This is a genomic window from Burkholderia sp. YIM B11467, from assembly GCF_052952715.1.
In genome coordinates this window covers 59,253-85,639 of record NZ_JBQVSQ010000015.1, presented here as the reverse complement: position 1 = coordinate 85,639, position 26,387 = coordinate 59,253, and the positions used below count along the sequence as shown (strand labels likewise).

Annotated in this window: 22 protein-coding genes; 9 read left to right on the top strand and 13 right to left on the bottom strand. The window is 68.1% G+C overall.

Annotation, left to right across the window (positions count from 1 at the left end):
- Nucleotides 1-132: 132 nt before the first annotated feature.
- The 4 genes from tal to ACTRWB_RS34245 form a co-directional block, all read right to left on the bottom strand.
- On the bottom strand, nucleotides 133-1,086 hold the full coding sequence (gene tal / locus ACTRWB_RS34260) for a transaldolase (RefSeq protein WP_446904485.1): 954 nt from the start codon (nucleotides 1,084-1,086) through the stop codon (nucleotides 133-135).
- A gap of 168 nt (nucleotides 1,087-1,254) precedes the next feature.
- Complete coding sequence (locus ACTRWB_RS34255; protein ID WP_446904484.1) at nucleotides 1,255-2,466, bottom strand: benzoate/H(+) symporter BenE family transporter; 1,212 nt, start codon at nucleotides 2,464-2,466, stop codon at nucleotides 1,255-1,257.
- Between the two features lie 57 nt (nucleotides 2,467-2,523).
- Complete coding sequence (locus ACTRWB_RS34250) at nucleotides 2,524-3,699, bottom strand: vWA domain-containing protein (protein ID WP_193098802.1); 1,176 nt, start codon at nucleotides 3,697-3,699, stop codon at nucleotides 2,524-2,526.
- Nucleotides 3,700-3,726: 27 nt separating this feature from the next.
- A complete protein-coding gene (locus tag ACTRWB_RS34245; protein ID WP_446904483.1) occupies nucleotides 3,727-4,569 on the bottom strand; it encodes an AAA family ATPase in 843 nt (280 codons plus the stop codon).
- Between the two features lie 245 nt (nucleotides 4,570-4,814).
- Here ACTRWB_RS34245 and ACTRWB_RS34240 point away from each other — a divergent pair, with 245 nt between their 5' ends.
- The gene (locus tag ACTRWB_RS34240; RefSeq protein ID WP_048249237.1) at nucleotides 4,815-5,174 is read left to right on the top strand and encodes a c-type cytochrome; all 360 of its coding nucleotides are present in this window, start codon (nucleotides 4,815-4,817) and stop codon (nucleotides 5,172-5,174) included.
- Between the two features lie 39 nt (nucleotides 5,175-5,213).
- Nucleotides 5,214-5,573, top strand: coding sequence for a c-type cytochrome (locus ACTRWB_RS34235; RefSeq protein WP_048249238.1), 360 nt, complete (start codon nucleotides 5,214-5,216; stop codon nucleotides 5,571-5,573).
- 72 nt (nucleotides 5,574-5,645) lie between these two features.
- On the opposite strand, the gene ACTRWB_RS34230 is transcribed toward ACTRWB_RS34235, so the two are convergent.
- Nucleotides 5,646-6,113: a DUF1841 family protein gene (locus ACTRWB_RS34230; RefSeq protein WP_415927150.1), complete on the bottom strand. Its 468-nt coding sequence runs from the start codon at nucleotides 6,111-6,113 to the stop codon at nucleotides 5,646-5,648.
- Nucleotides 6,114-6,306: 193 nt separating this feature from the next.
- Here ACTRWB_RS34230 and ACTRWB_RS34225 point away from each other — a divergent pair, with 193 nt between their 5' ends.
- The gene (locus tag ACTRWB_RS34225) at nucleotides 6,307-7,236 is read left to right on the top strand and encodes a DMT family transporter (RefSeq protein WP_446904482.1); all 930 of its coding nucleotides are present in this window, start codon (nucleotides 6,307-6,309) and stop codon (nucleotides 7,234-7,236) included.
- Between the two features lie 75 nt (nucleotides 7,237-7,311).
- On the opposite strand, the gene nth is transcribed toward ACTRWB_RS34225, so the two are convergent.
- Together nth and rsxB are read right to left on the bottom strand one after the other, a co-directional pair.
- The gene (gene nth, locus ACTRWB_RS34220) at nucleotides 7,312-7,956 is read right to left on the bottom strand and encodes an endonuclease III (protein WP_193098800.1); all 645 of its coding nucleotides are present in this window, start codon (nucleotides 7,954-7,956) and stop codon (nucleotides 7,312-7,314) included.
- Nucleotides 7,953-8,885, bottom strand: a complete 933-nt coding sequence (rsxB, locus tag ACTRWB_RS34215) for an electron transport complex subunit RsxB (protein ID WP_446904481.1) — start codon at nucleotides 8,883-8,885, stop codon at nucleotides 7,953-7,955. Before rsxB ends, nth begins: the two co-directional genes overlap by 4 nt.
- A gap of 251 nt (nucleotides 8,886-9,136) precedes the next feature.
- Here rsxB and ACTRWB_RS34210 point away from each other — a divergent pair, with 251 nt between their 5' ends.
- Nucleotides 9,137-9,769, top strand: coding sequence for a TetR family transcriptional regulator (locus ACTRWB_RS34210; protein ID WP_129512661.1), 633 nt, complete (start codon nucleotides 9,137-9,139; stop codon nucleotides 9,767-9,769).
- A gap of 81 nt (nucleotides 9,770-9,850) precedes the next feature.
- On the opposite strand, the gene ACTRWB_RS34205 is transcribed toward ACTRWB_RS34210, so the two are convergent.
- Both ACTRWB_RS34205 and ACTRWB_RS34200 read right to left on the bottom strand, forming a co-directional pair.
- A complete protein-coding gene (locus tag ACTRWB_RS34205) occupies nucleotides 9,851-11,320 on the bottom strand; it encodes a polyhydroxyalkanoate depolymerase (RefSeq protein WP_446904480.1) in 1,470 nt (489 codons plus the stop codon).
- Between the two features lie 212 nt (nucleotides 11,321-11,532).
- A complete protein-coding gene (locus ACTRWB_RS34200; protein WP_193098798.1) occupies nucleotides 11,533-13,362 on the bottom strand; it encodes a glycoside hydrolase family 15 protein in 1,830 nt (609 codons plus the stop codon).
- Nucleotides 13,363-13,527: 165 nt separating this feature from the next.
- Between ACTRWB_RS34200 and ACTRWB_RS34195 the strand changes: the two genes are divergently transcribed.
- A complete protein-coding gene (locus ACTRWB_RS34195; protein ID WP_446904479.1) occupies nucleotides 13,528-14,772 on the top strand; it encodes a lactonase family protein in 1,245 nt (414 codons plus the stop codon).
- An 82-nt stretch (nucleotides 14,773-14,854) separates the two neighbouring features.
- On the opposite strand, the gene ACTRWB_RS34190 is transcribed toward ACTRWB_RS34195, so the two are convergent.
- Entirely contained in the window at nucleotides 14,855-19,420 is a 4,566-nt protein-coding gene (locus ACTRWB_RS34190; protein WP_446904478.1) for a DNA translocase FtsK, read from the bottom strand.
- Nucleotides 19,421-19,597: 177 nt separating this feature from the next.
- Nucleotides 19,598-20,143, bottom strand: a complete 546-nt coding sequence (locus ACTRWB_RS34185; protein WP_129512655.1) for an META domain-containing protein — start codon at nucleotides 20,141-20,143, stop codon at nucleotides 19,598-19,600.
- A 213-nt stretch (nucleotides 20,144-20,356) separates the two neighbouring features.
- Here ACTRWB_RS34185 and purT point away from each other — a divergent pair, with 213 nt between their 5' ends.
- The 4 genes from purT (at nucleotide 20,357) to ACTRWB_RS34165 (ending at nucleotide 24,215) form a co-directional block, all read left to right on the top strand.
- On the top strand, nucleotides 20,357-21,571 hold the full coding sequence (gene purT, locus ACTRWB_RS34180; RefSeq protein WP_446904477.1) for a formate-dependent phosphoribosylglycinamide formyltransferase: 1,215 nt from the start codon (nucleotides 20,357-20,359) through the stop codon (nucleotides 21,569-21,571).
- An 18-nt stretch (nucleotides 21,572-21,589) separates the two neighbouring features.
- Nucleotides 21,590-21,775, top strand: a complete 186-nt coding sequence (locus tag ACTRWB_RS34175; protein WP_412023313.1) for a DUF6726 family protein — start codon at nucleotides 21,590-21,592, stop codon at nucleotides 21,773-21,775.
- 80 nt (nucleotides 21,776-21,855) lie between these two features.
- Entirely contained in the window at nucleotides 21,856-22,236 is a 381-nt protein-coding gene (locus ACTRWB_RS34170; RefSeq protein ID WP_446904476.1) for an MliC family protein, read from the top strand.
- 395 nt (nucleotides 22,237-22,631) lie between these two features.
- Complete coding sequence (locus tag ACTRWB_RS34165; RefSeq protein ID WP_446904475.1) at nucleotides 22,632-24,215, top strand: DEAD/DEAH box helicase; 1,584 nt, start codon at nucleotides 22,632-22,634, stop codon at nucleotides 24,213-24,215.
- A gap of 189 nt (nucleotides 24,216-24,404) precedes the next feature.
- Here the strand turns inward: ACTRWB_RS34165 and gluQRS are convergent, their stop codons facing one another.
- Nucleotides 24,405-25,298 (bottom strand): tRNA glutamyl-Q(34) synthetase GluQRS, encoded by an 894-nt coding sequence (gene gluQRS, locus ACTRWB_RS34160; RefSeq protein WP_446904474.1) that lies wholly within the window; start codon nucleotides 25,296-25,298, stop codon nucleotides 24,405-24,407.
- A 22-nt stretch (nucleotides 25,299-25,320) separates the two neighbouring features.
- Nucleotides 25,321-26,175, bottom strand: coding sequence for a sulfurtransferase (locus ACTRWB_RS34155; protein ID WP_193098791.1), 855 nt, complete (start codon nucleotides 26,173-26,175; stop codon nucleotides 25,321-25,323).
- Nucleotides 26,176-26,387: the final 212 nt, after the last annotated feature.

Sequence of the window (26,387 nt, the reverse complement as noted above, 5' to 3'; positions counted from 1 at the left end):
ATTGTAGTGCGCGAGATTGACGATGGAGTGAAAAATAAAAACGGCCGCGAACATCATGTTCGCGGCCGTGTGCGGCGCGCTTGCTGACGGCTGTTGTCAGTGCTGCTGACAGCCGCTGACGCGCGACACGCTTCAGCGCAGCCCGTCGATCAGCTTCTCGAGCTTGACCGCATCGGCGGCAAATACGCGAATGCCTTCGGCGAGCTTTTCGGTGGCCATCGCGTCGTCGTTCAACTGGAAGCGGAACGCGGCCTCGTCGATCGCAACGCGCTCGGACGGCTTGTCCTGCAGCGCTTCCGGCGACAGCTTGCGCGCAACCGTCTCGTTGCTGTCCTGCAGCTTCTGCAGCAAGTCGGGACTGATCGTCAGCAGGTCGCAGCCGGCCAGCTCGGTGATCTGGCTGGTCGTGCGGAAGCTGGCGCCCATCACTTCGGTGTGATAGCCGAACGTCTTGTAGTACGCGTAGATGCGGCGCACCGACTGCACGCCCGGATCGTTCGCGCCGCCGTCCTTCGCTTCATTCCATTCCGCGCCAGCCTGCTTCTTGTACCAGTCGTAGATGCGGCCGACGAACGGCGAGATCAGCTGCGCGCCGGCTTCCGCGCACGAGGCGGCCTGCACGAGCGAGAAAAGCAGGGTCATGTTGCACTTGATCCCTTCCTTCTGCAGCACCTCGGCCGCGCGGATGCCTTCCCACGTCGACGCGAGCTTGATCAGGATGCGATCGCGGCCGATGCCGGCTGCTTCGTACAGCTTGATCAGTTCGAGCCCCTTGTCGATCGAGCGCTGCGTGTCGAACGACAGGCGTGCGTCGACCTCGGTCGACACGCGGCCCGGGATCAGCTTCAGGATCTCGGTGCCGAACGCGATCAGCAGGCGGTCGATGATGAAGTCGGTGCTTTCGTTGCGATGATCGCGGACGGTTTTCTCGAGGATCGGCTTGTACGCATCCTTCTGGACGGCCTTCAGGATCAGCGACGGGTTCGTGGTCGCGTCCTGCGGCTTGTATTGCGCAAGCTGCTGGAAGTCGCCCGTGTCGGCGACGACGGTCGTGTACTGCTTCAGCTGGTCGAGTGCGGTAGTCATGGCGATTCGGAAGAAGGGCGCGGGGCGCCGGGTTCTCACGGGCCGCGCGAGCGCGGCGGCGAAGCGAAGCGGCGCCGGGCGCCGCTTTCGATCCATCATTTTAGGCCCGATTCGTGTCGAGCACGTTTTGGCGTGCCCGCCGGCCGCCACGGCGGGCGGCGAACCGCGTCACGCGGGACGCCGCGCGTTCAGGATCACCTGCGTGACGATGCCCGCGACGAGCCCCCAGAACGCCGAGCCGATCGACAGCAGCGTGAGGCCCGACGCGGTGACCATGAACGTGACGAGCGCGGCTTCGCGCTGCTTCACGTCCTGCATCGCGTTCGCGAGCCCGCTCATGATCGAGCCGAACAATGCGAGCGCGGCGACCGACACGACGAGCGCCTTCGGCAGCGCCGCGAACAGCGCGGCGATCGTCGCGCCGAAGATGCCGGCGACCAGGTAGAACGTGCCGCACCACACGGCGGCCGTGTAGCGCTTCGCGGGATCCTCGTGCGCTTCGGGGCCGGTGCAGATCGCGGCCGTGATCGCCGCGAGGTTCACGCCGTGCGAGCCGAACGGCGCGAGCAGTAGCGACGCGAGGCCGGTCGTCGCGATCAGCGGCGACGACGGTGTCGCGTAGCCGTCCGCGCGCAGCACCGCGATGCCCGGCACGTTCTGCGACGCCATCGCGACGACGAACAGCGGAATGCCGATGCTGACGATCGACGCGATCGAGAACGCCGGCATCGTGAACACGGGTTTCGCGAGCGCGATGTGGAACCGGCTGAAGTCGAGCAGGCCGAGGCCGCCGGCCACCACCGTGCCGACGATCAGCGTCGTCACGATCGCATAGCGCGGCGCGAGCCGCTTGACGATCAGGTAGGTGAAGAACATCGCGAGCACGAGCGCGGTCTGGAACTGCGCGGCGCGGAAGATCTCGATGCCGATCTCGAACAGGATGCCCGCGAGCAGCGCGGCGGCGATGCCGGCCGGGATCTTGCGCATCAGCGTGTCGAACAGGCCGCTCACGCCGACGGCCGTCAGGAGCAGCGCGCACACGACGAATGCGCCGATCGCCTCGGGGTAGGGCACGCCGGGCAGTGACGCGATCAGCAGCGCGGCGCCGGGCGTCGACCATGCGACGACGACGGGCGCGCGAAAGCGCAGCGACAGGCCGATCGTCGTCAGCGCCATGCCGATCGACAGCGCCCAGATCCACGACGAGATCTGCGCATCGGTGAGGTGTGCGGCGCGGCCGGCCTGGAACATCAGCACGAGCGAGCTCGTGTAGCCGGTCATCATCGCGACGAAGCCGGCGACGAGCGCGGAGACGGAAGTGTCGGTGAAAAAGCGGCGGCCGCCGGCGCGGCCAGCGCTCGCGGTGGGCGAAGGGTTCATGCTATCTCCGGGGGGAGGCCGCTCGGACGCGGCCTTCGTGTCTGCTGGTGGGTTGTGTTATTTGCTGAGTGCGCGCATCGCGGTTTCGAGGCCCGCGAGCGTGAGCGGATACATGCGATGGCCGAGCAGGTCGCGGATGACCGCGACCGACTGCCGGTATTCCCATAGCCGCTCGGGCTCGGGGTTCAGCCATGCATGATGGGGGAACTGGTCGGCGAGGCGGCGCAGCCACACGGCGCCGGCTTCCGGGTTGTTGTATTCGACCGAGCCGCCGGGCTGCAGCACTTCGTACGGGCTCATCGTCGCGTCGCCGACGAAGATCAGCTTGTAGTCGGGCGTGAACTTGTGCAGCACGTCCCACGTCGCGGTGCGTTCCGAGTGGCGGCGGCGGTTGTTCTTCCACAGGTGGTCGTACACGCAGTTGTGGAAGTAGAAGAATTCCAGGTGCTTGAATTCGGCCTTCGCGGCCGAGAACAGCTCTTCGGTGCGCTTGATGTGGTCGTCCATCGAGCCACCGACGTCGAGCAGCATCAGCACCTTCACGTTGTTGTGGCGCTCGGGCACCATCCGCAGGTCGAGCCAGCCCGCGTTCGCGGCCGTGCTGCGGATCGTGCCGGGCAGGTCGAGTTCCTCGGCCGCGCCTTCGCGCGCGAAGCGGCGCAGCCGTCGCAGCGCGACCTTGATGTTGCGCGTGCCGATCTCGACGGAATCGTCGTAGTCGCGGTATGCGCGTGCTTCCCATACCTTCACCGCGGTGCGGTTGCCGTTCGACGGGCCGCCGATGCGCACGCCTTCCGGGTTGAAGCCGCCGTGCCCGAACGGCGACGTGCCGCCGGTGCCGATCCACTTGTTGCCGCCTTCGTGGCGTTCCTTCTGCTCGTCGAGCAGTGCCTTCAAACGCTCCATCAGCTTGTCGAGCCCGCCCATCGCTTCGATCTGCGCCTTTTCCTCCGGCGACAGCTCGCGCTCGAGGCGCTTCTCGAGCCAGTCGAGCGGAATGTCGAACGCTTCGGACGGCAGCGCGGACACGCCGTGGAAATACGCGCCGAACGCCTGGTCGAACTTGTCGAAGTACTGCTCGTCCTTGACGAGCGTCATCCGCGCGAGGAAGTAGAACGCGTCGATCGACGGCGAGATCAGCCCGGCCTTCAGCGATTCGAGCAGCGTCAGGTATTCCTTCACCGAGACGGGCAGCTTGGCTGCGCGCAGCGCGTAGAAGAAATTGAGCAGCATGGCCGGGCCTTCGCGGGTGGGGGAGGATTACCGGTTGTGCCGGTTCATGTAGACGAGCCGTTCGAGCAGGCTCAGGTCCTGCTCGTTCTTCAGCAGCGCGCCCGCGAGCGGCGGCACGATCTGCTTCGCGTCCGCGCCGCGCAGCGCGTCGGCCGGGATGTTCTCGGCGAGCAGCAGCTTCAGCCAGTCGAGCAACTCGGACGTCGACGGCTTCTTCTTCAGGCCCGACACGCCGCGCAATTCGAAGAAACTCTCGAGCGCCGCGCGCAGCAGCTCTTCGCGGATGTCCGGGAAGTGGACCGCGACGATCTTCTGCATCGTCGACGGGTCGGGGAACTGGATGTAGTGGAAGAAGCAGCGGCGCAGGAACGCGTCGGGCAGTTCCTTCTCGTTGTTCGACGTGATGATGACGAGCGGGCGGTGCTTCGCGCGCACGGTCTCGCGTGTCTCGTACACGTGGAATTCCATCCGGTCGAGCTCGCGCAGCAGGTCGTTCGGGAATTCGATGTCGGCCTTGTCGATCTCGTCGATCAGCAGCACGCTCGGGTGCTCGGCATCGAATGCCTGCCACAGCACGCCCTTGACGATGTAATTCGAGATATCCTTCACACGCTCGTCACCGAGCTGCGAGTCGCGCAGCCGCGAGACGGCGTCGTATTCGTACAGGCCCTGTTGTGCCTTCGTCGTCGACTTGATGTGCCACTGCCGCAGCGGCATGTCGAGCGCGGCGGCCACTTCCTCGGCGAGCATGGTCTTGCCGGTGCCGGGCTCGCCCTTGATCAGCAGCGGGCGTTGCAGCGTCAGCGCGGCATTGACCGCGAGCTTCAGATCGTCGGTGGCGACGTAGTGCGAGGACCCTTCGAAACGCATGGCGGCGCTCTTCTTCATCGGGAAAAAAACCCAGTATAAGTCAGAAGGGCTGTCCGGTTGGGCCGTGCCCGCGTATCGTTGCAGGGCTGTGGCGGGGCGAACCGGGGCGTCTTATGGACGCGTTCCCCGCCGACGCGGTACAATCTGGCCGTTTTTTTTGGCCTGCGTGGCGATCCGATAAGCAATACGGCGCGGGCCGTTGCCGCTTTGGCGCCAGTTTCCCCTCAAGCTAGGTTACAAGAGCTATGAACAAATTCGTCGGCAAACACGTCGTTGTCGCAGCGCTCGTGGCGCTCGCGGGCAGCGCGCAGGCGGCCGGTGTGGTCGGCAACCCGAAGGACGGGGCGAGCAAGGTCGCCATGTGCATCGGCTGCCACGGCATCCAGGACTACCGCACGGCTTACCCGGAGGTCTACCGGGTGCCCGTCCTCGGCGGCCAGAACCAGCAATACCTCGAGAACGCGCTGAAGGCCTACCGCAAGAAGGATCGTCACTTCCCGTCGATGAATGCGGTCGCCGGTTCGCTGACGGACCAGGACATCGCGGATCTGGCGGCCTACTACGCCGCCCAGAAGGCCGACTCGAAGGACAATCCCTACAAGTAAGCGCGCGCCGCCGATCTCGCCGGCGGGACAGGAGCATTCATGAACAACGCATTCAAGACGGCGGCGGTTGCACTGGCGGCCGGCCTCGCGATCGGTACCGCGCACGCGGCGGACGCCACGAAGGGCAAGGAACTGGTCGAATCGCACAACTGCGCAGCCTGCCACGGCGCGCAGATGAACAAGCCGATCAACGCCGAATATCCGCGCCTCGCCGGCCAGCATGCCGACTACCTCGTGTGGGCGATGCGCCAGTACCAGATGGGCCTGACGAACCCGCTGCTCGGTCGCAACAACGCGATCATGCAGGCGCAGGTGCAGAGCCTGTCGGTCAGCGACATGAAGGACATCGCGTCCTACATCGAATCGCTGAAAGAGACCGATCTCGTATTCAAGAAGTAAGCGCGACGGGCCCAGCCGGCCCGCGCAGCAAAAATACCCCGCCTCGGCGGGGTATTTTTTTGTCCGCGGCGCTCAGTCGCGCGACGCGCGGCGCAGGATGCGCTGCAGGTACGCGTCGGTATCGGGCGGCGTGTTGGTGCGCTGCGCTTCCCAGATCGTCTCGCCGAGGCATTCCATGATCGCGTGCTGCGCATCGTGGGTCGAGTCGAGCTTCGCCGCCAGCTTGTCGTGCGCGGCGCGGATGCCGGGCGGCTGGTCGATCGACAACTGTTCGCTGATCGCGAGGTGCATCGACAGGTGCAGGAACGGGTTCGTGCGACCTTCCTCGGGCGTGTAGTTGCGCGCGGCCGCGCCGTCGGCATCGTCGAGTTCGGCGTGGTATTCGGGATGCTCGACGATCCAGTCGGCTGCCATCGCTTCCAGCGGCGTCAGGATCTCGCCCGCGCGCTGCTTGCGCCAGGTCTCGGTGAAAAAGCGACGCACTTCGTCGCGGCTTGGATTGAACATGGTGGGGGAACGTCGTGATTCGGGCGGCGTCATGCCGCGTCGCGCATTGTACGCCGGGTCGGCGGACGGTGCTGGAGGCGGCTGGTGGCGGTTTGGGTTTGCGTGACGGGGGCGGGCTGCGACTACCCGTGCCGTACCGGACGGGTAAGCGCGGGCTAGGCTCGTGGCCGCCGCGCCGCTACACTCCGACGATTCCCGTTACCGTGCCGTTCCCGCCCGTCCCGTCATGACCACCACCGCCCGCTCATCGTCCGTCGCCCTACAGGGCACGCTCTACGTCGCGCTGTCCGCCGCCGCGTTCGGCGCGATGGCGATCTTCGGCCGCTACGCATATGCGGCCGGCGTCGACGTGCTCGGGCTGCTGATCGTACGCTTCGCGATCGGCGGTGCGGTGCTCGCCGCGATCGCGCGGCACCGCGGCGTCGCGTGGCCGCGCGGGCGTGCACTCGCGCCGCTGGTGGCGATGGGCGCGCTCGGCTACGTCGGGCAGTCGTTCTGTTATTTCAGCGCGCTGCAGCACGCGCAGGCGAGCCTCGTGGCGTTGCTGCTGTACCTGTATCCGGCCTTCGTCACGCTGCTGGCCGCGTGGTGGCTCGGCGAGCGTCTCACGCGCGCGAAGGCCGTCGCGCTCGTGCTGTGCGTCGCGGGCTCGGCGCTGATGGTCGGCGGCGGGCACGGCGAGCCGCTCGGGATCGCGCTCGCGCTGGCCGCCGCGGTGATCTATTCGCTGTACATCGTCGGCGGCACCAAGGCGACGCGCGGCGTCGATCCGCTCGCGACCACCGCGATCATCTGCCTGTCGGCGACCGCGACGCTGGTGGCGATCGCCGTCGTGCGGACCGCGGCGTTCGGCGCGCCGCCGCGCTGGCCCGCGACGGCCGGCGGCTGGGCGTCGATGCTCGCCATTGCGCTCGTGTCGACGGTCGCGGCGATGCTCGCGTTCTTCGCCGGGCTCGAGCGGCTCGGGGCCGCTCGCACGTCGATGCTGTCGACGCTCGAACCGGTCGTGACGGTCGCGCTCGCCGCGCTGCTGTTCGGTGAAGCGCTGTCGCCGCTCCAGTGGGCGGGCGGCGTCGCGATCCTCGCGGCGGTGCTGGCGCTCGTGCGCGCGGGCGGCGCGGCGGCCGACGATGCCACCGCGACGTCCAACGCGTAGTCGGGGAGGGGAGCGGGGAGCCTGCAGGCCGGGCTCCGTCGGACAGGCTTGCCGCGTTTCAGCCGTGCCTGATGCTTACTCGTTGGGCGGCGGCGTCTTCGGCCTGAATTCGCACAGCGGCTCGATCGCGCAGTGCCAGCATTCGGGCTTGCGGGCCTTGCACACGTAGCGCCCGTGCAGGATCAGCCAGTGATGCGCGTCCTGCAGGAATTCCTTCGGCGTGAACTTCTCGAGAGCGGCCTCGACGGCGCGCACGTCCTTGCCCGGCGCGAGCCCCGTGCGATTCGCGACCCGGAAGATATGCGTGTCGACCGCGATCGTCGGCTGGCCGAACGCAGTGTTCAGCACGACGTTCGCGGTCTTGCGGCCGACGCCCGGCAGGCTTTCGAGCGCTTCGCGATCGGCCGGCACCTCGCCGTCGTACTGGTCGAGCAGGATCCGGCACGTCGCGACCACGTTCTTCGCCTTGGTGCGGTAAAGACCGATCGTCTTGATGTACTCGGTAACGCCTTCCTCACCCAGCGCGACGATTTGTCGCGGGGTGTTCGCGATCGGAAACATCTTCCGCATCGCCTTGTTGACCGATACGTCGGTCGCCTGCGCGGACAGCATCACAGCGATCAGCAGCTCGAACGGCGTCGTGTATTCGAGCTCGGTGGTCGGATGCGGATTGAGGCTCTGCAGCGTTTCGTAGATCGCGCGTCGTTTGCTGGCGTTCATGGAGTGTTCTGGTCGGGCGGCGCGGACGGGCCGCCTTGGTCGTCGTTGCCTGCGTCGCTGTCGTTGCCGTTGCCACCCGTCGCCGCGGCTTCGGCGTCGCGCTGCGCCTGTTGCTCGGCGACTCGTTTGCGGCGGGCCTCGGCCGCGTCGATCTGCGCCTGGACGGCCGCGCTCACGCCTTCGGTGTTCTTCGGCCCGGCACCCTGCCCGGAGAGTTCTTCCTTCTTCTTGCGCGCGCGTTCGAGCGCGGCGGCGATGATCGCGCGTTTCTTCGCATCGGCGTCATCGGCGGCCGGTGCGGTGGCCGGCGTGCCGGGCTGCGGATCGGGCTGCGTCCCGGGTGGCGTGTCGGGTTGCTCCGCTGCGGGCTTCGCGGCACTGGCCGCGCGGCGTGCGGCGGCGCGCGCTTCGGCGGCCTCGCGTTCGCGGCGCTGGCGGGCGAGCCGCAGGTCATGGTGTTCGCGCGCGGCATCCGCCTGCTGCTGCGACCACGCGTCCCAGCCCGTGCGATCGCCGGTCACGGGCAGCATCGCGATGCAGTCGACGGGGCAGGGCGGCACGCACAGGTCGCAGCCCGTGCACAGCGACTCGATGATCGTGTGCATCTGCTTCGGTGCGCCGACGATCGCATCGACCGGGCATGCCTGCATGCACAGCGTGCAGCCGATGCACAGGCTTTCATCGATGAATGCGACGGCGCGCGGATGCTCGCTGCCGTTGACGGGGTTCAGCGGAATCACCGGCTTGCCGAGCAGGCCCGCGAGGCGTGCGATGCCTTCGGCGCCGCCGGGCGGACACTGGTTGTAGTTCGCGTCGCCGGCGGCGATCGCCTCGGCGTACGGACGGCAGCCGTTATAGCCGCACTTCGTGCATTGCGTCTGGGGAAGCAGATCTTCGATGCGATCCGCAAGTGTTTTGGAGTCGGTCACGGTGACAACGGGCGCAGCGGCGCCGAATGGCTCTCGGCCGCGTCGGGCGCGGCCGGAAAGGTTTGCCAAAGCTCGATTATCGCCGATTTCCCGCATTGCGCTGGACGCCGTCTGTGCGCATAATCGAACCGCTTTTTTGCAGGGGCTCAGCAGGAGGGCGGCCGCACGCGGCGCGCCCGTTCCAGGGCGGCCGGCGCCGAGGCAGTGCGGGTGCCGGTCCGGATCACGCGGCTCACATAGCAAAACGCCACATGAATCAGCCAAAAATCAAAAGAGATCCTGAAGGTACGCGCCGCCGCATCCTGATGGCGGCAGCCGAAGAGTTCGCGAGTGGCGGGTTGTTCGGCGCGCGTGTCGATCAGATCGCGCGCCGGGCCGAAACCAACGAGCGCATGCTCTATTACTACTTCGGCAGCAAGGAGCAGCTGTTTACGGCCGTGCTCGAACACGCGTTCTCCGCGCTGACCGAGGCCGAGCGCGTGCTCGATCTCGACGGCGTCGCGCCGGTCGAAGCGGTCACGCGGCTCGCGCATTTCGTTTGGGACTACTACCGCGACCATCCGGAATTGCTCAGGCTCATCAACAATGAGAACCTGCACGAAGCGCGCTACCTGCACAAGTCGACGCGGATCCGCGAGATGATGTCGCCGATCGTCGCGAAGCTCGGCAACGTGCTGACGCGCGGCCAGAAGGCCGGGCTGTTTCGCACCGACGTCGATCCGCTGCGCTTCTACGTGACGCTGTCGGGGCTCGGCTACTACATCGTGTCGAACCGCTTCACGCTCGCCGCGACGCTCGGCCGCGACTTCACCGATACCGACGAGCGCGCGGAGATGGTCCGGATGAACACCGAGGTATTGCTCGCGTATCTGCTGCGGCGCTGATGCGCTGACCCGCGGCCGCCGGATGCAAAAACGCCGCCGTGCGCAGGCAACGGCGGCGTTTTTTCGTCGGAACGCGGTGCGTCAGGCGGCCTTGCGCGCGCGAACGGCTTTTGCGCGCGGGCTGCTGCTTGCGCGTTTCGCGGCCGGTGCAGCCTTGGCGGGAGCGGCGGCCGTGGCCGGTGCCTTCGTGCGCGTGCGCTTCGCCGCGGTGGTGCGCGATTCGGCCGGCGTGACGACGGTCGGCACGGCGGCGAGCGTCGTGGCCGCCGGCGCATCCGGGCGATCCTTCGTCGCGCCCTGCTTCGGTTCCGGCGCATGCTCGCGGATGAAGTCGCGCAGCTGCGGATAGATGATCGTGCGCCAGCGGCGGCCCGAGAAGATCCCGTAGTGACCGCACTTCTCGGCGGTCAGGCTGCGGCGCTGGTCTTGCGGGATGCCCGTGCACAGCTCGTGCGCGACGTGCGTCTGGCCGCTGCCCGAGATGTCGTCGAGTTCGCCCTCGATCGTCATCAGCGCGGTCTGCTGGATGTCCTGCGGACGCACGCGTTCGCCTTCGACATCCCACGTACCCTCGGCCAGCCGGAATTCCTGGAACACGACGCGAATCGTTTCGAGGTAATACTCGGCGGCCATGTCGAGCACCGCGTTGTACTCGTCGTAGAAGCGGCGGTGCGCTTCGGCGTCGTCCTCGTCGCCGCGCAGCAGGCTCTGGTAGAAATCCCAGTGCGATTGCGCGTGCCGTTCCGGGTTCATCGCGACGAAGCCCGTGTGCTGCAGGAAGCCCGGATACACCTGGCGGCCTTCGCCTGGATAGTTCGCGGGCACCGTATGGATCACGTTGTTCTCGAACCACGCGGTCGAGTGCTGCGTCGCGAGTGAGTTCACCGACGTCGGGCTGCGGCGCGCGTCGATCGGGCCGCCCATCATCGTCATCGTGAGCGGCGTTTCCTCGCCGCGGCTCGCCATCAGCGAGATCGCCGCGAGCACCGGCACCGTCGGCTGGCACACCGAGATCACGTGCAGGTTGCGCGCGCCGATGTGGCGGATGAATTCCTGGATGTACGCGATGTAGTCGTGCAGGTGGAACGGGCCGGTCTCGACCGGCACCATCCGCGCGTCGATCCAGTCGGTGATGTAGACCTTGTGGTCCTGCAGCAGCGTGCGCACGGTGTCGCGCAGCAGCGTCGAGTGGTGGCCCGACAGCGGCGCGCAGACCAGCACGACCGGCTCGTCCTTCAGTTGCGTGACCGCGTCGGCGTCGTCCGAATAGCGCTTGAAACGCAGCAACCGGCAGAACGGCTTCTCGACGATCGTCTGCTCGACGATCGGGATGTTGTGGCCGTCCTTGACGATCTGATGAATGTTGAATTCGGGCTTCTCGTAGTCCTTGCCGAGCCGGTACATCAGTTCGTAGGCGGCGGCCATCCGCGTCGCGCCGGGCATCAGCGAGAACGGGCTGGACGGATTAGCGAACGATTTGGAAGCGGCCTGGGCCCAGGCCGTGAGCGGGCTCAGCATGGCCCGCTGGAATTCATGCAGTTGGTAAAGCATGCAGACTACTCCCGCGTGGGGGACGGTGCGCAAGGGCGGCGTGGGGCGTCGCGGCGTGCCGTGGGGGTCAGCGGCCGGCCATGTTGCACTGCAGCCGGACAATCGCGTCGATCATATCGGACAACGATGGGTGGTGCAATGCAACATTTCCCCGATTTTTCATCAAAATTTTGCGATTTGACGTTCTCTGAAGAAGCCGCTCGCGCCCCCGTTCAGCGCCCCGTGGCCATCGCCGGCGCGGGCTGGCCGGCGGCGCGCGCCATCGCGTCCTCGTGGTGCATCAGGTTCATCGCGGTATGCACGAGCGCCACGTGCGAGAACGCCTGCGGGAAGTTGCCGACGAGCCGCCCGGCGACCGGGTCGTATTCCTCCGCGAGCAGCCCGAGGTCGTTCGACAGCGACAGCAGCCGGCTGAACAGGCGGTGCGCGTCGTCGATCCGGCCGAGCAGAGCGTAATTGTCGACCAGCCAGAAGCTGCATGCGATAAACGTGCCTTCGCCGGGCGGCAGGCCGTCATCGTAGTCGGTCGTGCGGTAGCGCATCACGAGGCCGTCGTGCAGCAATTCCCGCTCGATCGCGTCGACCGTGCCGACAATGCGCGGGTCTTCCGGCGGCAGGAAGCCGAGCAGCGGCATCAGCAGCACGCTCGCGTCGAGTTCGTCGCTGCCGTAGCTTTGCGCAAACGCCTGCTTGCCCTCATGCCATGCGTTGTCGCATACGTCGGCGTGGATCTGCTCGCGCAGCGTGCGCCAGCGGTCGAGCGAGCCGGGCAGCCGGAACATCTCCGCGGACTTGATCGCGCGGTCGAACGCGACCCACGCCATCACCTTCGAGAACGTGAAATGGCGGCGCCCGCCGCGCGTTTCCCAGATGCCCTCGTCGGGTTCCCGCCAGATCTTCTCGAGATGGTCGAGCAGCGCACACTGCACGGACCAGACCGTGTCGTCGGCCTGCAGTCCGCCCACGCGCGCGAGGTGCAGCGCGGCCATCACCTCGCCGAACACGTCGAGCTGGAGCTGGTTCGCGGCGCCGTTGCCGATGCGTACCGGCTTTGAATCCTGATAGCCGGGCAGCCAGTCGAGCTCCATTTCCGGCAGCCGGCGTTCGCCGGCGATCCCGTACATGATCTGGATCTGCTCGGGCGAACCGGCCATCACGCGGCCGAGCCACGTGCGCCACGCGCGCGCCTCGTCGTAGTGGCCGCCGCGCATCAGCGCGAGCAGCGTGATCGTCGCGTCGCGCAGCCAGCAATAGCGGTAGTCCCAGTTGCGGTTGCCGCCGATCTTCTCGGGCAGCGACGTGGTCGGCGCCGCGACGATGCCGCCGGTCGGCTCGTACGCGAGCGCCTTCAGCGTGATCAGCGAACGGCGCACGGCGGGCGCGTAGCGGCCCTGCACCTGGCAGCGGCCCGACCATTCGAGCCAGTAATTCTCGGTGCGCGCGAGCATCGACAGCGGATCGCGCGCGGGCGGCAGCCGCAGGTGCGACGCCGCGTAGCTGAGCGAGAACGGCACGCGCTCGTCGGCGCTCACCGTGAATTCCGCGAGCGTATGGAGGTTTTTACCCGCGAGTGGCACCGGTGTGCGCAGCACGACGGTATCGGGGCCGGCAATCGCCTTCATGCCGTCCTCGCGGGTCAGTTGCGTGACCCACGGGACCGAGAAGCCGTAATCGAAGCGCAGCACGAGTTCCATGCGCATCTTCATCGTACCGTGGCGGCCGACGACGATCCGCACGAGTTCGGACCAGCCGTTGCCGGGCGGCATGAAGTCGATCACGGTGACGGCGCCGTCGGCGCTTTCGTAATCGGTTTCGAGGATCAGCGTGTCGCCGCGATAGCGGCGGGTCGTGTGCGTGATCGCGGCGTCGGCGGCCGGCGCGAGCAGCCAGCGACCGTGCTCGGGCGTGCCGACGAGCGCCGCGAAGCAGGCGCCCGAATCGAAGCGGGGCCAGCACAGCCAGTCGACGGAGCCGTCTTTCGCGATCAGCGCGGCGGTGTGGCCGTCGCCGACGAGGGCGTAGTCTTCGATCAGGGCGGGCATGGGCAGGCGATCCTTGGGTATTCGAGTTCACAATGCGGACGGCGGCGGCCGAACTTCACGTGCCGGCACCCCGCCCCGTATACTCGGCCGGGCGGCGGAGCGCAGGTACGGCAGGCGTTTCGTCCTATCTCAACACTTGAAGCGACTCGATGCAAGGAGGATTCAATGCCCAACCGTTTACGCGAGCGTGACGCACGCGCTTCGACACGAGGGTTCCCGCTTAGGCTCGCTCACTGGATGAAAGGTTTCGCGATCGTGCTCTCCCTGTCCGCGACCCACGCATTTGCGCAGCAATCGCCCGCCGCGGCCGACGGCGTCTACAACCTGCTCGTCGGCACCTATACGGGTGGCGGCAGCGACGGGATCTACGTTTACCGCTTCGATACGAAAACCGGCAGCGTCGCGCCCGTGTCGTCGGCGAAGACCGTGAATCCGTCGTACCTGTTGCCGAGCCGCGACGGTCGCACCGTCTACGCGGTCAACGAACTGCCCGGCGACGACGGGCCGGCGACGCAGCGCGGCGGCGTCAGCGCATTCCGCTTCGACGCGAAGACGGGCGCGCTGACCTTCATCGACCGCGTGTCGTCGGAAGGGAACGATCCTTGCTACCTCGCGCTGTCGCCGGACGGCAAATATCTCGTGACGGCCAATTACTCGGTCGCGGCGGATCCGGGCGGCAGCTTCGCGGTGTTTCCGCTGCGCGACGACGGCGCGGTCGGCCAGGCCGTGCTGACCGTGCACCATGAAGGCACGGGCCCCGTGAAGGGCCGCCAGGACGGCGCGCACGTGCACTCGACGGTGTTTTCGCCGGACGGCCGTTACCTGTTCGTGCAGGATCTCGGCGCGGACAAGATCTACGGCTACCGCTACACGGTGGACGGCAGCCGCGGCCTGATCGGCCCGACCGACACGCGCTACACGCCGGTGAAGGCCGGCTCGGGCCCGCGTCACATGGTGTTCGGCGCTGACGGCCGGTTCGCGTACGTGACGAGCGAGCTCAACGCGTCGGTCGAGGTGTTCGGTTACCACGACGGCAAGCTGACGCCGGTCGAGACCGTGCCGATGACGGCGCCGGGCTTCAAGGGCAAGGTCGGCGGCGGCGCGATCCACCTGTCGCCGGACGGCCGTTTCCTGTACGTGAGCAACCGCGGCGACGCGAACGACCTCGTGATCTACGCGGTGAACAAATCCGATGGCCGGTTGAAGAACGTCGGCCGCCAGTCGAGCCTCGGCAAGACGCCGCGCGAGTTCCTGATCGATCCGACCGGCAAGTGGCTGATCGTCGGCAACCAGGACAGCGACACGTTCTACGTGTTCAGCCGCGATGTCGAAACGGGGCAGCTCGGCGCGAATCCGCGGAAGGTCGCGGTCGGCAAGCCGGTCGATTTCAAGCTGGTGCCGGTGCAGTAAATGAAAAAGGGCGCTGCCGATGCAGCGCCCTTCGTGTTCCGGGGCAGCCGGTTGTGCGGGGTGTCCGCGCCGGCCGCCGTGCTCAGTCGGCCGCGGCCGGGACGAGCACCTCGCGGCTGCCGTTGATGCCCATCGCCGATACGAGCCCGGCCGCTTCCATCTGCTCGACGAGACGCGCGGCGCGGTTGTAGCCGATGCGCAACTGCCGCTGCACCGACGAAATCGACGCGCGCCGCGTGCGGACGACGAACGCGACGGCTTCGTCATACAGCGGATCGGCTTCCGCGTCCGGGGCTTCGCCGAACAGGTCCTGCGTCGCGCCGTCGGCGGCCGGGCCCTCGAGGATCCCTTCCTCGTACTGCGGCTCGCCGAACTGCTTCAGGTACTCGACGATCCGGTGCACTTCCTCGTCGGCGACGAACGCGCCGTGCACGCGCTGCGGATAACCCGTGCCCGGCGGCAGAAACAGCATGTCGCCCATCCCGAGCAGCGATTCGGCACCCATCTGGTCGAGAATCGTGCGCGAGTCGATCTTCGACGACACCTGGAATGCGACGCGCGTCGGGATGTTCGCCTTGATGAGGCCCGTGATCACGTCGACGGACGGACGCTGCGTCGCGAGGATCAGGTGGATGCCGGCCGCGCGCGCCTTCTGCGCGAGGCGCGCGATCAGCTCCTCGATCTTCTTGCCGGCGACCATCATCAGGTCGGCCAGCTCGTCGATCACGACCACGATCAGCGGCAGCGTCGACAGCGGCTCCGGATCGTCGGGCGTCAGCGAGAACGGGTTGCCGATCTTCTTTTCCTTCGCTTCCGCGTCCCGGATCTTCTGGTTGAAGCCCGCAAGGTTGCGCACGCCGACGGCCGACATCAGCCGGTAGCGCTTTTCCATTTCGCCGACGCACCAGTTCAGCGCGTTTGCCGCGAGCTTCATGTCGGTGACGACCGGCGCGAGCAGGTGCGGGATGCCTTCGTAGACCGACAGTTCCAGCATCTTCGGGTCGATCATGATCAGCCGCACGTCCTCGGGCGTCGCCTTGTACAGCAGCGACAGGATCATCGCGTTGATCGCGACCGACTTGCCCGAGCCCGTCGTGCCCGCGACGAGCATGTGCGGCGCCTTCGCGAGATCGGTGACGACCGGGCGGCCCGTGATGTCCTTGCCCATCGCGATCGTCAGTTGCGACGGTGAATGCTGATACTCGCGCGAGGCAAGAATTTCCGACAGGCGGATCATCTGGCGCTTCGCGTTGGGCAATTCGAGGCCCATGCAGGTCTTGCCGGGAATCGTCTCGACGACGCGGACCGACGTGAGGCCGAGGCCGCGCGACAGATCCTTCATCAGGCCGACGATCTGGCTGCCGCGCACGCCGAGCGCGGGTTCGATCTCGAAGCGCGTGATCACGGGGCCGGCCGACGCGCCGACGACCGTCACCGGCACCTTGAATTCCTGCAGCCGCTGTTCGATCACCTGCGCCGTCTGGGCGAGGTGCTCCTCGGTGATCATTTCGACGTCGTCGGACGCGGGCTCGAGCAGGTCGAGCGTCGGCAGTTCGACGTTGAATGCCACCGGCGCGTGGAATTCGAACGCGTTCGGGCGCGGCTGGCGCACCGGGGTGTCGGGGGCGGCTGCGGCTGGCTCGGCCGGTTCGGTTGCGTCGGTGGCGGTTGCGTAGGCTGGCGGGGCAACGGGAATCGCCGGCGTGGGCAGGCCCGCTCCGGGGATGGTTACCGGCGGCTGCGAGGCTGTGATCGGTGCGGCAGCCGGTGTTGCGGAGACATTCGACACGGACCAGCTCGCCGGCGATGCGGCGGGGGCGGGCGGCGTTACGAACGTCGGGGTTGCGATTGCCGCAGGCGCGGAAGCGATCGACGAAGCTTGCGTCGAGGTTGTTGCGCCGATGGGCGTCGGCGATCCGACTGCGGGGACAGGCGAGCTGGTGACCGAGGGAGCGGAAGTCGCCGGGGCCGTGCTCGTTGGGGCAACTGCGCCGGTTGGCGTTGCCGTCACGACGGAAACGGCAGGCGGCACGGGCAGGCTGGTTGCCGGCTGCGGTGCGAATGCGCTGGATGTGCCGGCTGCGTTGAATGCCGTGCCGGTCGACGAGGTTGCCGTGTTGATCGGAAGTGTCGACACCGGCGCGGAAGGTTGTGCCGCGATCGAGCCGGACGTGAAATTCACGGGCGTCGCGGTAGCGGTTGCCTGTGTTGCAGCCGGTGCGGGCTCGTTAGCGGTCGAACCGACTGCCGAAGCCGAAGCGCCGGTCATCGACGGTGCGACGGCGGGTGCAACGGTTGAGGCAGGCGTCGATGCGCGGGCGAACGAACCGTAAGTCAATCCCGTGACACCGGCCGGCGCCGCCGACGCGACGGATGCAACGGTCGATGCCGATGCGGCTGGCTGCGAAAGCGAAGCGGATGCCGTGCCGGTCACGCCGACCGATGAACCCGCAGCGGTGACAGGTGCAATGCTCGATGCGGACGCGGGTACCTGCGCAGTCGAACCACGGGCGGTGCCGACGAGCGGCGACGCAGCTGCGGCCGAAGTCATCGGTGCTGCGGCAAACGGTTGAACTGCCGACGATTTCGGCAATTCCGCGGAGACGGTCGTATTGGTCGCCGCAGGTTGCACCGTCGGCGGAGTCGACGGCGTCCGCGCCCAATCCGTCGCGGGCGTGGCGCCTGGTGCGATCGCGGACAGCGGTGCCGCCGGTTCCGTCGCGACCGGTTTGGCCGCTGGCGCTGCTGCACTCGATGCAGCCAGTGCCGACACTGCCGCAAACGGCATGGCCTCGGAAAATGCGTGCGCCGACGTTGCGGCGGTCGACGAAGAGGGGAGGGCTGCGAACGGCGCGATGCCCCCGGCCGGTTTTACGTCGGCGTGCGCATCGGCGACGCCTTGCTGCACGCGGGCCGATGCGGGGCGATCGACGGCAGGAGCCGGTTGCGCGTCGTACTCGTCGTCGGAATCGACCGACGCAGCCGGGTCGCTTGCGGCGATGTCGTGAACCGCTTCACCGTCCGGTTGCGCGGAGGCGGCATGGGCAGGCTCCGATTCGGTTGCGCGCGTCGTCGACGCGGCGAGTTCGTTCCCGGTCGATACGTCGAATGCGGAAACCGGCGTGCCGTCGAGGTCTTCCCACGGAGCGAGGTCGATGGGCGTGTCCAGCGACGGTGCGGGCGTGATTCCGAATGCCGGCGTGGCGGGTGCCTCGTCGACGTGCGGGATCGGGTGGTCGGCGTGATGTGCCGACGCGGCCTCGTCGATGCCGGGGCTCGACAGCGTGCGCGGTGCGGCGTCGTCGAGCGCCGTGGCGCCCCAGTCGGCAATCGACACGTGGATAGCGGGTTCTGCCGGCATGAACGCGTCCAGCACGATCGGCGCGCTGTCGTCATACGCCGGTGCGGCATCGTGTTCGACCGGCGTACCGGCGTCATGGGCCGCGATGCCGTGCGTTGCCGCGGCAAACCCGTTCGACACGGCTGCCGATGCCGGCGCGGCAACGCTGCCCGCAGCCGCCGCCACACCGGCCGCGGTCGCGGCTGCGGCAGCCGCATCGGCCGCCTGCGCACCGCCCAGCGTGGCCCATTGCGCGGTGCTGGCCTCGATCGAACGCAACGTGTCATGAACGCTCGGCGCCGGCGTGATTGGCGCCGCGGGCTTTTCCGTCCATGCATAGAGCGGCGCGCGCGCCGGTGTTTGCGGCGACGGGCGGCGGCGCGCCGTGTCCGGCGGCAAGCCGGCCGTAGCCGTTCCAGCGACCGGGCGCACGGGCGGGCGGGGCGGCGGCGCGCTGGCCGGCCGCGGTGCGACCGTGGCGCGCGGCGCAGCCTGCTTCAACGCAGCGGTGGTCGGTCGCGCGGCGGTCGGCCGAGGCCGGACGGGTTCGAATCCGACAGGAAGCGGGGCCGGATCGGGGCGCGGCACGTGCGTGTTTGCCGCCGCGCGCGCGAGGCTGGCGGTGCTGCCGGTCGTGGGGGGCGGCATCGCGCTGGCCGGGATCGGAGCGGGCGGTGCCGGCACGCGCTGGGTCGCGGTCGGCTTCAGCCAGCCCGACGGCGCAACGGGTTCCGCGAGCGGACGCGCGGGCGTCTTGCTGCGCGGCTTCGGCCGCGCCTGCGGGTCGGGTTTCCACAGCGTCGGGCGCGAATACCGGCCGTTCTGGCGCGGCGCCATCGAGTTGATGGTATGCGCGGTGGTCGGCTGCACGATGTCGTCGTCGCGATGCAGCGCGCTGCGCGGCAGGTCGGCGATGCCGCGCGCGTCGTCGTCGCCGCCGTCGCGCGACAGCTTGACGCCGAACGACGTGTCGACCCACGCGGAGAACTGCCGCCAGCCGATGCCGGTCAGCCAGGGCAGCCCGGCGAAGAACAGCACGACCATCGTAACCGGCGTGCCGATCGGGCCGAGCACGTGTGCGAGGCCGGCCGAGAATGCATGGCCGAGCGCGTTCGTGTCGGGGCCCGACAGCGGACTCGTCAGCGTGCAGCTTGCAACGAACACCGCCGCGAAGCCGATCCAAAGGCGGATCGAACCGCGGCCGGCGAGCCCGCCGCCGCCGGGCAGCATCGCCTGCACGAGACGCCAGAAGAGAAGGAGGAACCAGACGGCGGAGATGCCGAACCAGCCGAAGACAACCGTGTGCATGCTTTGAAACAGGAGTGGGGAGGGGCGCGCGGGGCGCGACCCGCCGAGTTTAACCGGCCGGCGAACAAGACTCTAACGCGGCATGAATTCGATTCACGCCGCGCGACGCGTGTGCGCGGCACACGCGCGTGGCGCGCAACGCGAAGGCGGTCGGTCGGCCTTCGCGCGCGCCGTGCATCAGGGGCTCCGGTGCGTGAAGGTCAGCGTGGCGCCGGCATCGGTCACGATCTGCAACTGCTGCGGCTCGCGCATCTGCACGCCGGTCTTCGCGACGTGGGCGAGCGCGTCGAGGTACGCGTGTTCGAGCTGGCCGCCGAGCGTATTCGGGCAGGCCATCCGCGTGCCGGCGAGCGGCCCGAAGCTCAGCAGGCCGTTCTTGATCGCGTAGGTGCCCATGTAGCGGTTGCAGCCCGAGAACCCGCTGGCGTTCCGGATGCCCGATTCGGTCGACAGCGCGAGCTTGATCGGTTCGCCGTTGTCGCCGTGCGGGATCGTGCGTTGCGTGCCGTCGGCGTTCACCCAGCTGGTGAGTTCCCAGCTCGTATCGTCGAGCAGCTGGACGGCGGCCGGGTTGTACGGGTCGGGCGCGGGGGCGGCGGAATCGGGATGGGTCGGCATCGCGCAGGCGGCGAGAAGCGTGGCAAGCGTCAACGCGCACAGCGGCGCGCGCAACGGGCGAAGCAGGCCGGTGCGTGCGCGTGCGGCTGCGGACAGGTGGGACATGAGCCTCGTTCCTCATCGGATTCTGATCAAGGCGTAAGAGTAACGCACCCGCGCCACGGCAGGCGAGCCGACACTTCACACGTGAAAACGTTCGCAGCCCGCCCGCGCGCCGTTCGAGGCCGGCCATCGGCGCGGCCAAACGCGCCAAACCGGCGCCGTGGCGCGTGTTAACATCGATGCCGTTTTCGTCCTCCACCAGAAGCGGGAAATCACATGCAGATCGGTCAGCGGCTCGGTACGCCGCTTTCACCCTCGGCCACGCGCGTCATGCTGCTCGGCGCCGGCGAACTCGGCAAGGAAGTCATCATCGCGTTGCAGCGGCTCGGCGTCGAAGTCGTTGCAGTCGACCGCTATCCGGACGCGCCGGGCCACCAGGTCGCGCATCGCGCGCACGTGATCGACATGACGGACGCCGCCGCATTGCGGGCGATCGTCGAGACCGAGCGCCCGCACCTGATCGTGCCCGAGATCGAGGCGATCGCGACCGACGCGCTCGCGGCGATCGAGGCGGCCGGCCTCGCTGAAGTGATCCCGACCGCGCGCGCGACGCAGCTCACGATGAATCGCGAAGGGATCCGCCGGCTCGCGGCCGAGGAGCTCGGCTTGCAGACGTCGCCGTATGCGTTCGCGGATTCGTTCGAAGCGTTCAGCGCGGCCGTCGCGAAGATCGGCATGCCGTGCGTCGTGAAACCCGTGATGTCGTCGTCGGGCAAGGGGCAGTCGGTCGTGAAGAGCGAAGCCGACGTGAAGTCTGCATGGGACTACGCGATGGCGGGCGGGCGCGTGAACCACGGCCGCGTGATCGTCGAGGGCTTCATCGATTTCGAATACGAGATCACGCAACTGACCGTGCGCGCGATCGACCCGGCGACGCTCGACACGCGCACCTACTTCTGCGAGCCGGTCGGCCACGTGCAGGTCGCGGGCGACTATGTCGAGTCGTGGCAGCCGCAGCCGATGAGCGCGGTGGCGCTCGAGAAGTCGCGCGAGATCGCACACAAGGTCACCGAGGCGCTCGGCGGGCGCGGATTGTTCGGCGTCGAGCTGTTCGTGCGCGGCGACGACGTGTGGTTCTCCGAGGTGAGCCCGCGGCCGCACGATACGGGCCTCGTCACGCTGGCATCGCAGCGCCAGTCGGAATTCGAGCTGCACGCGCGCGCGATTCTCGGGCTGCCGGTCGATCCGGCGCTCGGTACGCCGGCCGCGTCGGCCGTGATCTACGGCGGGCTCGACGAGCGCGGGATCGCGTTCGAAGGCGTGCGTGACGCGCTCGCGGTGCCGGGCGCGGACCTGCGCCTGTTCGGCAAACCGGAAAGTTTTGCGAAGCGGCGCATGGGCGTCGCGCTGGCCACCGGCGCGACCGTCGACGAAGCCCGCGAACGCGCGAAGCGCGCCGCCGCGGCCGTCCGGCCCGTGTCGGCCCGTTGACGGAACAAGGAGAGGACGATGGCGCCGATGTGGCTGCGTATCGGAAAACTGGGTGTCGTACTGGCGCTGGCCGCGAGCCTCGCGGGTTGCGGTGTCGCGGCCGCGCCGTGCCGGGTTGCTTCGGCCGGGCTCAAGATCGTGCCGCTCGTCGGCCATCTCGCGGCCGCGCCGACCGACGCGTGTGCTGACGTCATCGATCCCTGACAGCGCGACCCGACGCGACACCGACAATAACCGCGCGCCCCGCGAGGGCGCGTTTCCACCCGTCTCGTGAGAGGACCTGCATGATTCGTCAAACCCTCGCCGCGCTCGCGCTTGCCGGCACCGCCGTTTCGGTCGCGCATGCCGCGCAACTGACCGTCGAGGAAATCGACGCCGATTCGCGCCAGATGACCGTCTACCAGTGCGCGAACCAGAAGCAACCCGTGCGCGTGTCGTACTGGCTTGCCGGCAACGGCCAGAGCTTCGCGCTCGTGCCGGTCAACGGGCGGCAGATGCTGTTCGTCGATACCGTGTCGGCGTCGGGCGCGCGCTACCAGGCCGGCCGTTATACGTGGTGGACGAAGGGCAAGGAAGCGACGTTGCGCGACGAGATCGCCGACCAGAAAGCGCCGCCGCTGCTCGGCGACTGCGTACAGGTCGAGAAGAAAAAGAAGAAGGGCTGAACGCCCGGCCCGATCGCGGATCTTGCCCGACGGTGCTTGCCGGTGGCCGGCTGCCGGATCTGAAGGCCCGACAGGCGGGCCGGCAGCGGGCGTCCGGGCAAGATAAATTGGCGATCGGACCCCTGATATCACTGGCTGGCCGAGCGGGATAGCCTGACCGGGCCGGCCGTCGACCGCGCGGGGCCTTGCCGGCCGCCGCGCGAACCACCGTTGCGGCCGTTCGCGGCGTTGTCACGGACAGATGGCCGCGCAATGCTACAATACGCCCCTTTCCGCCGGCATTCGCGCCGAACGGAGTCCGCACGGCCTGATGCCCGGTGTTCGAATTGAACCGGTCCCAAGCGCCAGAGCGGCGCCGCGCGGCGCGCCGCGGCTCCGTCTACTTCCGAATTGTGATGAGCGCAGGCCCGGCTGGCCTGACGCACGATGTCCCCGCCGCGCCTTTTGAGCGAAACGCCACCATGTCCGATTCTGTCGCCAAGCCCGTCGACGCAAACTTCGATCAATTCGGCCTTGCCGCCGATATCCTGAAAGCCATTGCGGAGCAGGGTTATACGACGCCGACGCCGATCCAGGCCCAGGCCATTCCGGTCGTGCTCGCCGGCCGCGACGTCATGGGCGCCGCGCAAACGGGTACCGGCAAGACCGCGAGTTTCTCGCTGCCGATCATTCAGCGCCTGCTGCCGCAGGCCAGCACGAGCGCGTCACCCGCGCGCCACCCGGTGCGCGCGCTGATCCTCACACCGACCCGCGAACTTGCCGACCAGGTCGCCGCGAACGTGCACGCCTATGCGAAGCACACGCCGCTGCGCAGCGCGGTCGTGTTCGGCGGCGTCGACATGAACCCGCAGATGGCCGAACTGCGCCGCGGCGTCGAGGTCCTGATCGCGACGCCGGGCCGATTGCTCGACCACGTGCAGCAGAAGACGGCGAACCTCGGCCAGGTGCAGATCCTCGTGCTCGACGAAGCCGACCGGATGCTCGACATGGGCTTCCTGCCCGATCTGCAGCGCATCCTGAACCTGCTGCCGAAGGAGCGCCAGACGCTGCTGTTCTCGGCCACCTTCTCGCCGGAAATCAAGAAGCTCGCGTCGACCTACCTGCGCAACCCGCAGACGATCGAGGTCGCACGCAGCAACTCGACGAACGCGAACGTCACGCAGATCGTCTATGACGTCGCGGAAGGCGACAAGCAGGCGGCCGTCGTGCAGTTGCTGCGCGATCGCGGGCTCAAGCAGGTGATCGTGTTCTGCAACAGCAAGATCGGCGCGAGCCGGCTCGCGCGCAATCTGGAACGCGACGGCGTGGTCGCATCGGCGATCCACGGCGACAAGACGCAGATCGAACGGATGCAGGCGCTCGACGCATTCAAGCGCGGCGAAATCGAGGCGCTCGTCGCGACCGACGTGGCCGCGCGCGGCCTCGACATCGTCGAGCTGCCGGCCGTGATCAACTTCGACCTGCCGTTCAGCGCCGAAGACTACGTGCACCGGATCGGCCGTACGGGCCGCGCGGGTGCGACCGGCGACGCGCTGTCGCTGTGCAGCCCGAACGAGCGCAAGCAGCTCGCCGATATCGAGAAGCTGATCAAGCGTCCGCTCGAAGTGCAGACGCTCGCGCTCGACAAGCCGGCGCGCCAGCGTCACGACGACCGTGGCAGCGAGCGCGGTGGTGAGCGCGGCGGCGACCGTAGCGGCGATCGCAGCAGCGAGCGCGGTGGCGAACGCGGTGGTCGGCGCGAGCGCGACGAGCATCGCGGTGCGTCGGGGCACCGGTCCGCCGGTGCCGAGCGCGGCGGCCGTCCCCGTCGTCACGAAGCGCCGGTCGACGATTTCTTCCTGAAGCCGTATGAACCGTCGGCGCAGGCGAAGCAGGCGGACGAAGTGCAACACGCGCACCAGCCCGAGAAGAAGGGGCCGAAGCGCCAGGTTGCCGCGCTGCTCGGCGGGTTCGGGATGCCGCGCAAGCCGTCGGCGTAAGTTCGGCGAGCCTGGCGAGGCAGCGCGCGAGCGCTGCCGGAGAAGCGGGTGCATGCGATGAGCATGTGCCCGTTTTTCATTGGGGCCGTGGTTTTGTGAGGGATCGGGAAAGGGCGCGGGGTGCCGGCGAGCGATGCAACCGGTACGCGAGCGGCCATCGATCGCCGCGAAATCGGCTCGGAGCGAGCGTTAGCCGGCCAACGGCCCGAAGCGCCGCGCCCACGCAGCCGTCGCGGCCGCGTAGAACGCATCCAGCGTCGTGCCCGCCAGCGCGCCATCGGGCGCGAGGCCCAGATGCGCGGCCGCGGCCTGCAGTGCCGGCAGCGGATCGTCGCGTTCGAGCGCGGTGGCGCCCGTCTGCTTGCTGAGCTTCTCGCCGTTTGCATCGACGACGACAGGCACGTGCAGATACCGTGGCGTCGGTACGCCGAGGCTGTGTTGCAGATGGATCTGGCGCGCGGTCGAATCGAGCAGGTCGGCGCCGCGCACGATGTGCGTGATGCGAGCGTCGGCATCGTCGACGACGACCGCGAGCTGATAGGCCCATTGCCCGTCCGCGCGCTTCAGCACGAAATCGCCGACGTCGGTCGCGAGGTTCTGCGATTGCGTGTGCTGCCAGCGGTCGTCGAACATGACGATCGCATCGTCGCCGTCCGGCACGCGCAGCCGCCACGCGCGCGCGGGCTTGCCGTGCAGGCCGGTGCGGCAGGTGCCCGGATACGCGAGTGTCGTGTGGCGCTCGTGCGCGGCGCGCAGTGAATCGGCGATTTCCTTGCGCGTGCAGCCGCACGGATAGACGAACCCCGCCGCGACCAGCCGCTCGAGCGCGGCCGTGTACGCGGCATCGCGTGTGCTTTGCCAGACGGGCGGTTCGTCGGGTGTCATGCCGAAATGCGCGAGCGTCGCGAGGATGTCGTCGGCAGCTCCCGGCACCGTGCGAGGGCCGTCGAGGTCCTCGATGCGCACGAGCCATGCGCCGCCGTGCGCGCGTGCATCGAGCCAGCTCGCGAGTGCGCCGACCAGCGAGCCGAAGTGCAGCGGACCGGTGGGCGACGGCGCGAAGCGGCCGCGATAGCCGTTCATCGGAACTCGGCGCGACGCGCGGTTACGCGGCGCTGGCTGCCTGCGCGCAGGCCGGGCACGACTTGCCGGGCACGTAGCTCGGCGACTGTTGCGCGTCCGGCGTGACGACCGCGCGGCACGCGAAGCACGTGACGTTCTCGGTGGGCTGGAGTTGCGGGTTCAGCGCGGTGCGGTAGTCGAACACGAAGCAGTCGCCGTGATAGTGCGCGCCGCCGACTTCCTCGAAGTACTTCAGGATCCCGCCTTCGAGCTGGTACACATTGTCGATGCCGATTTCCTTCATGTGGATCGCGGCCTTCTCGCAGCGGATGCCGCCCGTGCAGAACGAGACGACCGTCTTGCCTTCGAGATCGGCGCGGTTCGCGTCGATCACTTCCGGGAATTCGCTGAACTTGTCGATCCGGTAGTCGAGCGCGTCGTCGAACGTGCCGACGTCGACCTCGAACGCGTTGCGCGTGTCGAGCATCACGACCGGGCGGCCCGCGTCGTCGTGGCCGCGGTCGAGCCATGCCTTCAGCGTGCGCGCGTCGACGAACGGCGCGCGGCCGAGTTCCGGCTTGATCGCCGGCTTCTTCATCGTGATGATCTCGCGCTTCAGGCGCACGAGCATGCGGCGGAACGGCTGCGAGTCGGACAGGCTTTCCTTGAACTGCAGCGTCGCGAACTTGCCTTCGAACAGCGGATCGTGGCGGATGTATGCGATGAACGCGTCGGCGGCTTCGCGCGTGCCGGCGATGAACAGGTTGATGCCTTCCGGCGCGAGCAGGATCGTGCCGCGCAGGCCGAGTTCGTTGCAGCGGGCGGTGACGAGCGGGCGCCATTGTTCGGTCGCGTCGAGCGACACGAAGTGGTAGGCGGCGAGGTTGACGATGGTCATGATGGTCCGACGGGAAAACGGCCGCGGCCGTGCGGCGGGCGCACGGCGGCCCGCAAAAAAGGGTGCGAAGCCGGGGCGGAGATTCGAAAAACCGTATTATCCCGCAAACCGCACGCGCATCGGCATCCAGCCGTTTTGCCAGCGGCGCGACGCGTCGTCGCGCGCATCGGCCGAACGGCCGGCGCGGGGATTTTTTGGGCAGCCTGTGCGGC

Bases quoted from the DNA above. Each gene is read 5' to 3' on its own strand.
- tal (WP_446904485.1), bottom strand. From the start codon at position 1,086: ATGACTACCGCACTCGACCAGCTGAAGCAGTACACGACCGTCGTCGCC.
- ACTRWB_RS34255 (WP_446904484.1), bottom strand. From the start codon at position 2,466: ATGAACCCTTCGCCCACCGCGAGCGCTGGCCGCGCCGGCGGCCGCCGC.
- ACTRWB_RS34250 (WP_193098802.1), bottom strand. From the start codon at position 3,699: ATGCTGCTCAATTTCTTCTACGCGCTGCGCGCAGCCAAGCTGCCCGTC.
- ACTRWB_RS34245 (WP_446904483.1), bottom strand. From the start codon at position 4,569: ATGCGTTTCGAAGGGTCCTCGCACTACGTCGCCACCGACGATCTGAAG.
- ACTRWB_RS34240 (WP_048249237.1), top strand. From the start codon at position 4,815: ATGAACAAATTCGTCGGCAAACACGTCGTTGTCGCAGCGCTCGTGGCG.
- ACTRWB_RS34235 (WP_048249238.1), top strand. From the start codon at position 5,214: ATGAACAACGCATTCAAGACGGCGGCGGTTGCACTGGCGGCCGGCCTC.
- ACTRWB_RS34230 (WP_415927150.1), bottom strand. From the start codon at position 6,113: ATGACGCCGCCCGAATCACGACGTTCCCCCACCATGTTCAATCCAAGC.
- ACTRWB_RS34225 (WP_446904482.1), top strand. From the start codon at position 6,307: ATGACCACCACCGCCCGCTCATCGTCCGTCGCCCTACAGGGCACGCTC.
- nth (WP_193098800.1), bottom strand. From the start codon at position 7,956: ATGAACGCCAGCAAACGACGCGCGATCTACGAAACGCTGCAGAGCCTC.
- ACTRWB_RS34210 (WP_129512661.1), top strand. From the start codon at position 9,137: ATGAATCAGCCAAAAATCAAAAGAGATCCTGAAGGTACGCGCCGCCGC.
- ACTRWB_RS34205 (WP_446904480.1), bottom strand. From the start codon at position 11,320: ATGCTTTACCAACTGCATGAATTCCAGCGGGCCATGCTGAGCCCGCTC.
- ACTRWB_RS34200 (WP_193098798.1), bottom strand. From the start codon at position 13,362: ATGCCCGCCCTGATCGAAGACTACGCCCTCGTCGGCGACGGCCACACC.
- ACTRWB_RS34195 (WP_446904479.1), top strand. From the start codon at position 13,528: ATGCCCAACCGTTTACGCGAGCGTGACGCACGCGCTTCGACACGAGGG.
- ACTRWB_RS34190 (WP_446904478.1), bottom strand. From the start codon at position 19,420: ATGCACACGGTTGTCTTCGGCTGGTTCGGCATCTCCGCCGTCTGGTTC.
- ACTRWB_RS34185 (WP_129512655.1), bottom strand. From the start codon at position 20,143: ATGTCCCACCTGTCCGCAGCCGCACGCGCACGCACCGGCCTGCTTCGC.
- purT (WP_446904477.1), top strand. From the start codon at position 20,357: ATGCAGATCGGTCAGCGGCTCGGTACGCCGCTTTCACCCTCGGCCACG.
- ACTRWB_RS34175 (WP_412023313.1), top strand. From the start codon at position 21,590: ATGGCGCCGATGTGGCTGCGTATCGGAAAACTGGGTGTCGTACTGGCG.
- ACTRWB_RS34170 (WP_446904476.1), top strand. From the start codon at position 21,856: ATGATTCGTCAAACCCTCGCCGCGCTCGCGCTTGCCGGCACCGCCGTT.
- ACTRWB_RS34165 (WP_446904475.1), top strand. From the start codon at position 22,632: ATGAGCGCAGGCCCGGCTGGCCTGACGCACGATGTCCCCGCCGCGCCT.
- gluQRS (WP_446904474.1), bottom strand. From the start codon at position 25,298: ATGAACGGCTATCGCGGCCGCTTCGCGCCGTCGCCCACCGGTCCGCTG.
- ACTRWB_RS34155 (WP_193098791.1), bottom strand. From the start codon at position 26,175: ATGACCATCGTCAACCTCGCCGCCTACCACTTCGTGTCGCTCGACGCG.